Annotated in this window: 16 protein-coding genes; 8 read left to right on the plus strand and 8 right to left on the minus strand. The window is 64.6% G+C overall.

Annotated elements, in window-relative coordinates:
• Positions 1-3 precede the first annotated feature (3 nt).
• The 3 genes from ACO2Q4_RS11800 to ACO2Q4_RS11810 form a co-directional block, all read right to left on the minus strand.
• Complete coding sequence (locus ACO2Q4_RS11800; protein WP_423319461.1) at positions 4-1149, minus strand: sulfate ABC transporter substrate-binding protein; 1146 nt, start codon at positions 1147-1149, stop codon at positions 4-6.
• 265 nt (positions 1150-1414) lie between these two features.
• Positions 1415-1777: a cell division protein ZapA gene (locus ACO2Q4_RS11805; RefSeq protein ID WP_311758899.1), complete on the minus strand. Its 363-nt coding sequence runs from the start codon at positions 1775-1777 to the stop codon at positions 1415-1417.
• A 3-nt stretch (positions 1778-1780) separates the two neighbouring features.
• Positions 1781-2365 (minus strand): hypothetical protein, encoded by a 585-nt coding sequence (locus tag ACO2Q4_RS11810; protein ID WP_395133767.1) that lies wholly within the window; start codon positions 2363-2365, stop codon positions 1781-1783.
• A 255-nt stretch (positions 2366-2620) separates the two neighbouring features.
• On the opposite strand from ACO2Q4_RS11810, the gene hisB reads away from it, so the two are divergent.
• Positions 2621-3208, plus strand: coding sequence for an imidazoleglycerol-phosphate dehydratase HisB (gene hisB / locus ACO2Q4_RS11815; protein WP_423319463.1), 588 nt, complete (start codon positions 2621-2623; stop codon positions 3206-3208).
• Positions 3208-3837: an imidazole glycerol phosphate synthase subunit HisH gene (gene hisH / locus ACO2Q4_RS11820; RefSeq protein ID WP_423319465.1), complete on the plus strand. Its 630-nt coding sequence runs from the start codon at positions 3208-3210 to the stop codon at positions 3835-3837. Before hisB ends, hisH begins: the two co-directional genes overlap by 1 nt.
• Positions 3838-3922: 85 nt before the next feature.
• On the opposite strand, the gene ACO2Q4_RS11825 is transcribed toward hisH, so the two are convergent.
• The gene (locus ACO2Q4_RS11825; protein WP_423319467.1) at positions 3923-4309 is read right to left on the minus strand and encodes a DUF2147 domain-containing protein; all 387 of its coding nucleotides are present in this window, start codon (positions 4307-4309) and stop codon (positions 3923-3925) included.
• Between the two features lie 167 nt (positions 4310-4476).
• On the opposite strand from ACO2Q4_RS11825, the gene hisA reads away from it, so the two are divergent.
• From hisA to ACO2Q4_RS11845, 4 genes are read left to right on the plus strand one after another with little or no spacing between them, the layout of a single operon-like run.
• The gene (gene hisA / locus ACO2Q4_RS11830) at positions 4477-5193 is read left to right on the plus strand and encodes a 1-(5-phosphoribosyl)-5-[(5-phosphoribosylamino)methylideneamino]imidazole-4-carboxamide isomerase (RefSeq protein ID WP_311758894.1); all 717 of its coding nucleotides are present in this window, start codon (positions 4477-4479) and stop codon (positions 5191-5193) included.
• Positions 5194-5207: 14 nt separating this feature from the next.
• Positions 5208-5969 carry an imidazole glycerol phosphate synthase subunit HisF gene (gene hisF, locus ACO2Q4_RS11835; RefSeq protein ID WP_311758893.1) on the plus strand — a complete coding sequence of 254 codons (762 nt, stop codon included), beginning with the start codon at positions 5208-5210 and terminating at the stop codon, positions 5967-5969.
• The gene (locus ACO2Q4_RS11840; RefSeq protein ID WP_311758892.1) at positions 5966-6277 is read left to right on the plus strand and encodes a phosphoribosyl-ATP diphosphatase; all 312 of its coding nucleotides are present in this window, start codon (positions 5966-5968) and stop codon (positions 6275-6277) included. Before hisF ends, ACO2Q4_RS11840 begins: the two co-directional genes overlap by 4 nt.
• A 4-nt stretch (positions 6278-6281) precedes the next feature.
• Positions 6282-6776: an MgtC/SapB family protein gene (locus ACO2Q4_RS11845; RefSeq protein ID WP_423319470.1), complete on the plus strand. Its 495-nt coding sequence runs from the start codon at positions 6282-6284 to the stop codon at positions 6774-6776.
• Positions 6777-6789: 13 nt separating this feature from the next.
• On the opposite strand, the gene rnd is transcribed toward ACO2Q4_RS11845, so the two are convergent.
• From rnd to ACO2Q4_RS11860, 3 genes are all read right to left on the minus strand, one after another.
• A complete protein-coding gene (gene rnd / locus ACO2Q4_RS11850; protein WP_311759059.1) occupies positions 6790-7962 on the minus strand; it encodes a ribonuclease D in 1173 nt (390 codons plus the stop codon).
• Between the two features lie 127 nt (positions 7963-8089).
• On the minus strand, positions 8090-9220 hold the full coding sequence (gene tgt / locus ACO2Q4_RS11855; RefSeq protein WP_423319472.1) for a tRNA guanosine(34) transglycosylase Tgt: 1131 nt from the start codon (positions 9218-9220) through the stop codon (positions 8090-8092).
• A 44-nt stretch (positions 9221-9264) separates the two neighbouring features.
• Positions 9265-10023 (minus strand): GNAT family N-acetyltransferase, encoded by a 759-nt coding sequence (locus ACO2Q4_RS11860; protein ID WP_423319474.1) that lies wholly within the window; start codon positions 10021-10023, stop codon positions 9265-9267.
• 110 nt (positions 10024-10133) lie between these two features.
• Between ACO2Q4_RS11860 and msrB the strand changes: the two genes are divergently transcribed.
• Positions 10134-10526, plus strand: coding sequence for a peptide-methionine (R)-S-oxide reductase MsrB (gene msrB / locus ACO2Q4_RS11865; protein ID WP_311758888.1), 393 nt, complete (start codon positions 10134-10136; stop codon positions 10524-10526).
• A gap of 49 nt (positions 10527-10575) precedes the next feature.
• Here the strand turns inward: msrB and ACO2Q4_RS11870 are convergent, their stop codons facing one another.
• Positions 10576-11031: an outer membrane protein assembly factor BamE gene (locus tag ACO2Q4_RS11870; protein ID WP_311758887.1), complete on the minus strand. Its 456-nt coding sequence runs from the start codon at positions 11029-11031 to the stop codon at positions 10576-10578.
• 114 nt (positions 11032-11145) lie between these two features.
• On the opposite strand from ACO2Q4_RS11870, the gene ACO2Q4_RS11875 reads away from it, so the two are divergent.
• Positions 11146-11661, plus strand: a complete 516-nt coding sequence (locus ACO2Q4_RS11875) for a YceD family protein (RefSeq protein ID WP_311758886.1) — start codon at positions 11146-11148, stop codon at positions 11659-11661.
• Positions 11662-11666 lie beyond the last annotated feature (5 nt).

Genomic DNA, 11666 nt, shown 5'->3' on the forward strand with positions numbered 1-11666 from the left:
CCGTTACATCCCCGTATAGATCTGGTCGAAGATGCCGCCGTCACCGAAATGCTCGGGCTGGGCTTTCTGCCAGCCGCCGAAATCGGCAATGGTGACGAGGTCCAGTTTCGGGAAGCGCTTCACATCCTCGGGGTTCGCGGCGCTGTCGTCCCATGCACGGTAGAAGTGCTTGAAGGCCAGCGCCTGCCCTTCGGGAGAATACAGGAAGTTCAGATAGCCTTCCGCCAGCGCCTTCTGTTCGTCATCCGCGATGTTCTTGTCGACCAGCGCGACCGGCGGTTCGGCCAGGATCGAGACCGAGGGGACCACGATGTCGAACTGATCGTCGCCCAGCTCGTTCAGCGCAAGATACGCCTCGTTTTCCCAAGCCAGCAGCACATCGCCGATCTCGCGTTGGGTGAAGGTCGTGGTCGAACCGCGCGCACCCGAGTCGAGCACAGGCACATGCTTGTAAAGATCGGCCACGAACTGTTTCGGGTCCTTGCCGTTCTTCTGCGCCCAGGCCCAGGCCGCCAGATAGTTCCAGCGCGCTCCGCCCGAGGTCTTCGGGTTCGGCGTGATGACCTCGATGTCATCCTTGACGAGATCGCCCCAGTCCTTGATGCCCTTGGGGTTCCCTTCGCGCACCAGGAAGACGATGGTCGAAGTATAGGGCGAGCTGTTATGCGGCAGGCGAGCCTGCCAATCCGCGGGCAGAAGGCCCTTTTCGGCGATCTTGTCGATGTCCGATGCCAGTGCCAGCGTCACGACCTGTGCCTTCAGCCCGTCGATGACCGATCGTGCCTGCGCGCCCGAACCGCCATGCGAGGCTTCGATGGTGGGGGCCTTGTGTCCCTCGGCCTCCCACTTGGCGGCGAAGGCAGCGTTCACATCGCGGTAAAGTTCGCGCGTCGGGTCATAGCTGACATTCAGCAGCGAGTTGTCGGCCTGCGCCGTACCCGAGACCACGGCCAGCCCGGCCACCGTCAGCATGACCGCGAAGGCCCGACGCCCCGTCACCCCCAGGCAACGCCGCAGCAGGCCGGGGCGCAGGGGAAAGCCTGTCAGGCGCTTGGTGCCGTCTTCGACGGTCATGCGACCGTCGAGATGCCGGCGGACGACGCGGCCGTGGGCCAGCTGAGTGTCGTTGACGCGGATGGTGCGGATCATGGCGACATTACCTCGTTATCGAATCCTTCAGGGCACGCGCCCTTAACGGCAATTACGACAGGGTTAGTCGTTAATTTCAAGAAAAAAGACGAATAAATCTGTCGTTTTTAATATAACGTTATTTCAATCACTTATTAGCGTTAATGCGACATGCGACGCAGGAAAAATCGGGCCATTGCGCCAGCCTCACCCTGGAATCGCCGCCATTTTCGCATGAAAAAACCGCGCCTGGACGGGCGCGGTTCCTTTACGATTGGTGCTGCGATCAGCCGCGAAGCTGGTCCTCCGCCTTCTGGGCCAAGGCCTCTGCGCGGGCAGCGATCTCGGCCATCCCCTCGGCCAGGCTGGGGGGCAGGATCGGGACCTCGACACGTTGTGGATTGGACTTCAGCCGCCCCAATTCGCGCTCGGCCGAGATAGCGCGATCCTCGAAGGTAGAGGTCCGGTCGGCAAGCATCAGCCCCGCCAGCAGCAGCAGGCGCGGTTCGGGCATCCGCCCGGCCTGTTGCAGGATCGCCTGCGCCTCGGTGTCGAGAAGGGCTGCGGCGCGCTTCAGAAGACGCTCTTCCCCCGGCTGACAGCTGAGCGTGTAGGATTTGTTTCCTACGGTGAATTCGACCTGTGCCATGTCTCAGCCCCTGTTCTCGTCAGCTGCCTGGGTTTCGCGCGCGTCGGACAGCGTGTCGCCGCCCAGGTCAAGATCGCCGGCATCGTCCGGAGATACCGGCGTCTCGATAACCGCAGGGGCGCTGGCCTTGGCTTGCGCGGGCTTTCGCTCGGCTGCTGTCGGCGCGCCCAGCATCCGGTCAAGCGTCCCGGCAATGTCGGACATCTGCCCGATTTCGGCTGCGCGCGCGGCGCGCAGCGAATCAAGTTCAGCCTGCAGCGCATCGCGAATGTCGTCGCGGGCCGAGGCGGGCTGCGCCGCGATCAGCGCGCGATTGGCGCTGACCAGCGCTTCGTTTGCGGCGGCAAGGCGGGCAATTTCCTCTCCGGCCGAGTCGAGCCGCTCATTCGTCGCCGCCAGCCTCTCCTCAAGCTGGGTCAATTCCTCGGCCTGCTCGTCGAAGCGCGCCGCAAGATCGGGATCCGGAGCATCCTGACCGCTGTCCGGGCCGGGCGCAGCGGCGCGATCCGCCATGCGGTCGATGAAACTGTCAAGGCGGTCCAAAGCGGCGATCAACCGCTTTTCGCTGGCATTCAGGTCGTCTTTCATCCGCCGGAATTCCTTTTCGGGTCGATCATCACACGCACAGATTTGTGACTTTTTCGCATCGCTTGCCCCTTATGACAAGGACGGGGATGCGACGACGCCGCAAATCCGCGCAATCATGCCAATAGCCGGGGTCGGGAACCCCATCCGGCGCAGCCTTGGGGCGAGTTTGCACCGATCGTGCCCCCTGCCCCTTGTCCGGCTTTTCAGTCGAAGCCTGCTTGCCTATAAGGCCATTGGTCCTGAACGGAGATCCATATGCGCCGCGCCACAATCACCCGCGACACGTCCGAGACCCAGATCGAGGTCGAGCTGAATCTGGACGGGACTGGGAAATACGACAACCAGACCGGCGTCGGCTTTTTCGACCACATGCTGGACCAGTTGTCGCGCCACGCGCTGATCGATCTGACCGTTCGCGCCAAGGGCGACCTGCATATCGACGACCACCACACGGTCGAGGATACCGGCATCGCGATCGGTCAGGCCCTCACCCGCGCTCTTGGCGACAAGAAGGGCATCCGCCGCTATGGCAGCTTTCACCTGGCCATGGATGACGCGCTGGTGCGCGCCGCGCTTGACCTGTCGGCCCGCCCCTTCCTGGTCTGGAACGTCGATTTCCCGACCCAGAAGATCGGCACCTTCGATACCGAGCTGGTGCGTGAGTTCTTTCAGGCGCTGTCGACCCACGGCGGGATCACCCTGCACGTGGACCGTCTGCACGGCGTGAACAGCCATCACCTCGCCGAAGCCGCCTTCAAGGCGGTGGCCCGCGCATTGCGCGAGGCGGTAGAGCCCGACCCGCGCATGGCAGGCGTCCTGCCTTCGACCAAAGGGGCGCTTTGATGCGCGTCGCCCTGGTCGATTACGACAGCGGAAACCTGCATTCCGCCGAAAAGGCCTTTGCCCTGATGGGACGCGAGGCCGGGGCCGATGTCATCGTGACGAGCGACCCGGCAGTGGTGGCGGCGGCCGACCGGATCGTCCTGCCGGGCGATGGTGCCTTTCCCGCCTGCCGCGCGGCGCTGGACGCGGTCCCCGGCATGGTCGAGGCGCTTTGCGATGCGGTCCTTGAGCGCGGCGTTCCGTTTATTGGCATCTGCGTCGGCATGCAGATGCTGGCGGATATCGGCCATGAATACCGCGACACCAAGGGACTGGGCTGGATCGGCGGCGAAATCGACGCCATCAAGGGTCGGGACCTGAAGGTGCCTCATATGGGGTGGAACGATCTGTCGATCCTGCACCCGCACCCTCTGCTGGAGGGGATCAGCACGGGCGACCACGCCTACTTCGTGCACAGCTGGCAGTTCCGGGTCGCGGACCCGGCGCATCTGCTGGCGACTGCGGATTATGGCGGCCCTGTCACCGCCATCGTCGGGCGCGACAATATCGCCGGCACCCAGTTCCACCCCGAAAAGTCGCAGGATGTCGGCCTGCGCCTGATCGCGAACTTCCTGCGCTGGAAACCCTGACGCTGTAGGGGTTGCTGGCGCATGGGCCGGGGGCGCTGCCCCCGGACCCCCGGGGTATTTCAGAAACGGTGAAACTGGTGGCCTGTCACTGGGCGCGGGTCCATTTCTGGGTCTTGCAGAAAATCGCGACGCAGCCGGACACATCGAGCGTCTTTCCGTTCAAGTGCATCTTTGACTTGTAGGTCTTGTCCGAGCCGGGATCCCAGATTGTGCCGCCACCGAACTTGCCGTTGCCCTGGTCGGTCATGTTCGAGACGATGTTCTTGCCGATGTTCTTCGACGGGATCTCCTTGCCGGAAGTGTCGAACGAACGGACCAGCTTGCCGCAGTATTTTCCGCCGCAGTCAAAGAACTGCACCATGCCGATCTGGCCCTGGTCGTTCGGCTGGGTCTGGAAGACCCCCTCGATGCCCTGTGCCTGCGCGGCGGTCGCGCCCGCCACGAAAAGCGCAGCGAGTATTGCTGATTTCATTCCCATATCCTCCCTTCGGCCGTCCCGGCCGTTGGCCCAGCTTCGGACGGCTTCACGTGAGCGATCAAGCCTGACGTGGCGTTGCGCCTGCTTTGCCGTCAGGCGCCCTGCCCCTTTCGATTGTCGCAGGTCTGTGGCAAAGGGGCGCCAACTACAGGAGAGACGCAATGATCCTTTATCCCGCCATCGATCTCAAGGACGGCAATTGCGTGCGCCTGCTGCGCGGCGACATGGAGGCGGCGACCGTCTTCGGTTCCGATCCCGCAGCGCAGGCGAAAGCCTTTCAGGATGCGGGTGCGCAATGGCTGCATCTGGTCGACCTGAACGGCGCCTTCGCCGGTCGCCCCGTCAATGCCGACGCGGTGGAGGCGATCCTCGCCGCCACGGATATCCCCGCCCAGCTGGGCGGCGGCATCCGTGACATGGAGACGATCGAGCATTGGCTGGACCGGGGCCTGGCCCGCGTGATCCTGGGCACCGTCGCGGTCGAGAACGCAGCCCTCGTCCGCGAAGCGGCACTGGCATTCCCCGGCAAGATCGCAGTCGGCATCGACGCCCGTGGCGGCCGTGTCGCCACCCGCGGCTGGGCCGAGGAGACCGATGTACTGGCCACCGACCTTGCGCGCCAATTTGAGGACGCTGGCGTGGCCGCAATCATCTATACCGATATCGACCGCGACGGCGCGATGCAGGGGCCGAACATCTCTGGCACCGAGACGCTTGCGCGGGCGGTCAATATTCCCGTCATTGCCTCGGGCGGGGTCAGCTCGATGCAGGACCTGCTGGCGCTGCGCGATGCGCGGGTGATTGCGGGTGCGATTTCGGGCCGGGCGCTTTACGATGGTGCGATCAACCTGGGCGAGGCGCTGCGCGCGTTGGCCTGAACGAAGGTGGCAGGATGCTGAAAACGCGGGTGATCCCTTGCCTTGACGTGGCCGATGGCCGCGTCGTCAAGGGGGTGAATTTCGTCGATCTGATCGATGCCGGCGATCCGGTCGAGGCCGCGCGCGCCTATGACGCGGCCGGCGCGGACGAGATCTGCTTTCTCGACATCCATGCCACGCATGAAAATCGCGGCACCATGTTCGACTTGGTGACGCGCACCGCCGAAGCCTGCTTCGTGCCCCTGACCGTGGGCGGCGGCGTGCGCAGCCACAAGGATGTGCGCGACCTGCTGCTGGCCGGCGCAGACAAGGTCAGCTTCAACTCGGCCGCCGTGGCCAATCCCGATGTCATCGCCGAGGCCGCCGACCGCTTCGGCAGCCAATGCATCGTCTGCGCCATCGACGCCAAGACTGTCGCCCCCGGCAAGTGGGAGATCTTCACCCATGGCGGGCGCAAGCCGACGGGCATCGACGCGGTCGAGTTCGCGCGCACAGTTGCCGCCAAGGGCGCGGGGGAAATCCTGCTGACCAGCATGGACCGGGACGGCACCAAGTCGGGTTTCAACATCCCGCTGACGCGGGCCGTGTCGGACGCGGTCAGCGTGCCCGTCATCGCTTCAGGCGGGGTTGGCGCGCTGGAACATCTGGCCGAAGGCGTGATCGAGGGGCATGCCTCGGCCGTGCTGGCCGCCTCGATCTTCCATTTCGGAACCTTCACCGTGCGCGAGGCCAAAGAGCACATGGCCGCCGCCGGCATCCCCGTGAGGCTGACATGACCGGATTGCAGCGCCTGGCCGAAACCATCGAATCCCGCAAGGGCGCCGATCCTGACACCAGCTGGACCGCCAAGCTTCTGTCCCGCGGCCCCGAGAAATGCGCCGAGAAATTCGGCGAAGAGGCCGTCGAGGCGATCATTGAGGCCGTCAAGGGCGACCGTGACAGGTTGGTTTCCGAGGCTGCGGATACGCTTTACCACCTGCTCGTCATGCTGGCGGCGCGCGACGTGACGCTGGCCGATGTCGAAAATGAACTGGATCGTCGCGAAGGACGTTCGGGGATCGAGGAAAAGGCTTCACGGAAGTGACCGCATGCTTGAGCAGCTGGCTGGGGAATTCTCGCGCCCGATGAGCCTGCCCTTTGGGGTGGTGCTGCTGCGGCTGTTCATGGCCGTGGTGCTGGGTGGAATCGTCGGCTGGGAGCGTGAGGTCAAGAGCCGCGAGGCCGGCCTGCGCACGCATATGCTGATCTCGCTGGCTGCGGCCAGCTTTACCCTGGTCGCGCTGGAGCTGGTCGACTTTTCAGACGTGAACGAGGATCGGCAGCGCACAGATCCCTTGCGGCTGATCGAGGCAGTCACAGCGGGCGTGGCCTTCTTGGCCGCCGGGTCGATCGTCATCAATCACGGCAATGTTCGCGGGATCACCACCGGTGCCTCGATGTGGCTGTGCGGGGCCATCGGCCTGTGCTGCGGGACCGGTGACCTGCGCCTTGCCATGATCGCGACGGCAATGGCGCTGGTGGTGCTTTACCTTGTCCGGGTGCTGGTCACGCCCGTCTTGCGCGGCGGGGACGATTCCGACTAGCCCGCGACTCCGACTAGCCCGCGACCGGGACCACCTTGACCGATCCGTTATGGGCGGACAGTGCGATTTCGCCTGCGGCAAGCCGCAGCGCATCCTGGCCGAACACCTCGGCCCGCCAGCCATGCAGTGCGGGCAGATCGCGCGCGCCCGAGGCGATTGCGTCAAGATCCGCGGCCGAGGCGATCAGGCGCGAGGCGACCCCCGCCTCGTCCGACTTGGCCTTCAACAGGACGCGCAGCAGTTCCGAAAGCGCGGCGTTCCCGGGGCGTCCGGGTTCGTCCGGCGCGGGTTTCGGCAGGTCCTTGGTCTCGGTCCCGACCTTGACCGCGTTCAGAATGCCATTCGCGATATCGCCGCGCCGGGCGTCGCGCAACAACAGCCGCGATTTGCCAAGATCAGCCTCGGACAGTGGCTTGGTCGAGGCCAGCTCGATCAGCGCATCGTCCTTGAACACGCGGGCGCGCGGAATGTCGCGTTCCTGCGCAAAGGTTTCGCGAAAGCGCGCCAGTTCACGGACCACCGCCAGGAACCGGGGCGAGCCCGAGCGCGTGCGGACACGCATCCATGCTTCATCCGGGCGGGTGATATAGGTTTCGGGGTTCAGCAGCACCGCCACCTCTTCCGCAAGCCAGGGGGCGCGGCCGGTCTTGTTCAGCTGCTCGACCAGGAATTCATAGATAGCCCGCAGATGGGTCACGTCGGCCAGCGCATAGGCGGCCTGTGCATCCGAAAGCGGGCGGATCGACCAGTCGGTAAAGCGAGAGGATTTGTCGAGCGGCTGGCGCGCGATTTTCTTGACCAGGGTTTCATACCCCACCTGCTCGCCAAAGCCGCAGACCATCGCGGCAATCTGGGTATCGAACAGCGGATCGGGCAGGACACCGGCGTCGTGGAAGAAGATTTCCAGATCCTGCCGCGCGGCGTGGAAAACCTTGACCGTCGCGGTATGGCGGAACAGGTCGTAAAGCGGCTCCAGCGACAGATCCCCGCCCAGCGGGTCGATCAGCACTGCGGGTCCGCCCTCGGCCTTGGTTCCCGATGCCGGCGGCAGCGCCGCCTGGATCAGGCAAAGCTTCGAATAATAGGTCCGCTCGCGCAGGAATTCCGTATCGAGTGTGACATAGGGCTGCGCCTTGGCCAATTCACAGAACTCGGCCAGTTCGGCAGTCGTCGTGATGGTGCGAATATCTTCTCGGCGGGCGGGTTTCGGGCTGGCGGACATTGATCGCTTTCGGTCATGGGCGGGGCATCCGCCGTATGTTTCCCCGGCCTTCCATCAGTGACAGGGGAAAATCAAGGCACGACGTGACGAATCACAACGGTTCTATGTCACCCTGTGCTCGCTGCGCCTCGAATTCGGCGACAAAAGCCGCCAGATCACCCGCAGCAATTGCCGCGCGCATCCCTGCCATCAACTCCTGGAAGTAATGCAGGTTATGCCATGTCAGCAGCATCCCCGAGATCATCTCTCCGGCGCGGAAAACGTGGTGGAGATAGGCGCGGGAATAGCCGGTGCAGGCCGGGCAGGTGCAATGCTCGTCCAGCGGGCGCGGGTCATCGGCATGGCGGGCGTTCTTGATGTTGACCTGGCCGCGGCGGGTCCAGGCCTGTCCGGTCCGGCCCGAGCGTGACGGCAGGACGCAATCCATCATGTCGACGCCGCGTACCACCGCGCCGACGATGTCGTCGGGCTTGCCGACGCCCATCAGATAGCGCGGCTTGTCTGCGGGCAGGAAGCCCGGCGCGTGGTCAAGCACGCCAAACATCGCCTCTTGCCCCTCGCCCACGGCAAGGCCGCCGATGGCATAGCCTTCGAAGCCGATGGCCTTCAGGGCCTCGGCCGATTCCTCGCGCAATTCGCGGTTCACCCCACCCTGCATGATCCCGAACAGCGCATGACCGGGGCGGTCGCCAAAGGCGTCGCGCGACCGCTGCGCCCAGCGCATCGACATGCGCATGGATTTCGCCACCACCTCGTCCGTTGAAGGCAAGGCCGGGCATTCGTCGAAGCACATGACGATGTCCGAACCAAGCAGTCGCTGGATTTCCATACTGGTTTCAGGCGACAGGAAGTGCTTGCTGCCGTCGACATGGCTGGCAAAGGTCACACCCTCTTCGCTCAACTTGCGCAGGCTCGACAGGCTCATCACCTGGAACCCGCCCGAATCGGTCAGGATGGGACGTTCCCAGTTCATGAATTTGTGCAAACCGCCCAAGCGGGCCACCCGCTCCGCGCCGGGGCGCAGCATCAGGTGATAGGTATTGCCCAGCAGGATGTCCGCGCCGGTCGCGCGGACCGATTCGGGCATCATCGCCTTGACCGTGGCGGCGGTGCCGACGGGCATGAAGGCGGGGGTGCGGATCTCGCCCCGCGGGGTCTGGATCACGCCCGTGCGGGCACGGCCATCGGTGGCCGAGACGGAAAACTGGAATCTGTCGCTCATGGCCGGGCCTCATAGGCGCTTTGCGCCGCCAATGCAAAGGCGGCTTATGCGCCTGCCGCGCGCAGCAGTTTCGCGCGCGCCGGGGGAATTGCCCGCACCTCGAGCCCGGTAAAGACATGCAGCGTGTCCAACTGCCGATCGACGACGGCATGGTCGCTGACCCACCCCCCCATCGCGAGGTAAGAGCGCAGCAAGGGCGGCATCGCGGCCATGGCCCGGCGCGGATCGGCCTTGCGCAGGTGCAGCGCACGGGCAAAGCGGAAGACGTTGGGCGCCTTCACCCGCGGCAGCCAGCGCTTGGGCGCAAGATGGCGTTCGCGCAGCATGGCAAAGGCATCCTCGTAGCTTTGCGTATCCGTGCCCGTGAAACTGGAGCAGCCGAACAGCATCTCGACCCCCTGCTCATCCACGTGACGGGCCAGCGCCCCCCAGGCAAGGCGCAGGATGTCGGGATCCTGGCGTTCGGGATGGATGCAGAAGCGCCCGATCTCGACCATCTTGCCCTGGAAATCGCGCAAACGTGACAGGTTGTAGTAGCGCGCTGAATAGCTGTCGCCGATCTCGGCCCCGCCCGATAGCGCAAGCATGCGGAAGCAGGCCACAAGCTGGCCGGATGCCACGTCGCGAATCAGCACATGCGTGCAGCGGCTGTCGTAATCGTCCGCGTCCAGCGCCTGCTGGACCGGGGATGGATCGCCCCGACGACCGACAAAGCACAGCCACCGCAGGCGCTGCGCTTCACGGATATCATCAAGACACTCGGCAACCAGGACTTCGTAACGGCCTTTGCGCAATGCCATCATGGCACCTCTGCCCAATCCGGAAGACCGGAGGCGGGCGACCACCCCCCGTCTTGTTCCCGTCCTCCCTGCACCTATCTTGTAACATGGGCGCAACATTATGAAGGGCAAAGATGACGGATCGCGTGATCAAATCCGATGCGGAATGGCAGGCCGAGCTTGATGCCGAAACCTATCGCGTGACGCGGCAGGCCGGTACCGAGCGCCCGTTTTCGCATCCCGGGTTCCCCAAGGGACCGGGCCATTACGAATGCGTCTGCTGCGGGGCGCGCCTGTTCGACGGCGATGCCAAGTTCGAAAGCTTCTGCGGCTGGCCCAGCTTTTCGCGCCCGGGCGGTGCAATCGACGAACACCGCGACTCCAGCCACGGTATGGTCCGGACCGAGGTGCGCTGCCATGGCTGCGACGCGCATCTGGGCCACGTCTTCCCCGATGGTCCGCCTCCGACGGGCCTGCGTTACTGTATCAACGGCGTCTCACTTCGCTTCGTTCCAGACGCCGTATGATGAAAGGGGCGCCCGATGCGGCGCCCCTTTCGCTTGATCGCATACCGCGTCAGTCGCGAAGGATATCGTCGGCGGACACCCGGCCCACGTTGCCCATAAGCTGGTGCACGACGCTCATGCTGGGAATGCCGGAATCGGTCACCCGGCGCGACAGGACCACGACCTTGCCGCGCTCAAGCCCGAAGCGTTCCACATTGGCCACCGTGCCCCCTTCGGAGAAGCTGATTGCCACGACCTGCCGGTCGATCTCGCGAGGTTCGCGGGCACCGAACGTCTCCCAGCGCGAGCCGACGTAATACCATGCCGATCCGGTCAGCAGCCCCTGCGAGCTGGGCCGGCCGATCAGCCCCTCCAATTCGGTCTGGTTGGTCTTTCCGACCACAACCTGCATAAGCTCGTCTTCTGCCGGCACATAGCCGTGATTTCGATAGATGGGCGTGCAGGCGGCAAGCACAACTGGAACAGTCAACGCGAAGCCCATGATCCGTCGCCGGGAAATCTTCATCTTTCACCTGTCCCTTACGCGCCTGTTGACGCCGCGCGACCGACTTAGCAAACTCATGCCCCGCGCTCAAGAATATCCCAGCAACGGCAGCGCGCGCATCGGAAAGGCCCCATCATGTCGCAAACTCCCCGCAGCCAGAACCGATTCCGCGTCGCGCAGCTCAATCCCCGGCAACCAACGCCGTTCGAGCTTGCCCCCGATGCCGAGGGTCGCGCCGCCATCGCAGCCGAGCTTGGGCTGAGCGCATTGCCCGCCCTGCGCCTGACCGGCGAGATCCGCCCCGCCCCCAGCGACGCCTGGGAGGTCGTGGCGCGCCTTTCGGCCAAGGTTGTCCAACCCTGCGTCGTGACCCTTGCCCCGGTCAAGACTACGCTGTCCGAACAGGTGCACCGTGTCTTTTCACCCCATGCCGCCCAGCCCGAGGGGGACGAGACCGAGATGGGCGACGAAGAAATGGAACCTCTGGGCCAGTTCATCGACGTCGAGGCGATGATGATCGAGGCCCTGTCCCTGGCCCTGCCGCTTTACCCGCGCGCGCAGGGTGCCGCGCTTGACGAGCCGGAATCCGAGACCGAGGAGGAAACCCGCAAGCCCTTCGCCGGGCTCGCGGATCTGCTGAAGAAGGAATAGGTCGG

Origin of the sequence: Paracoccus sp. KR1-242 (genome assembly GCF_049446195.1) — a bacterium.
GTDB lineage: Bacteria > Pseudomonadota > Alphaproteobacteria > Rhodobacterales > Rhodobacteraceae > Paracoccus > Paracoccus broussonetiae.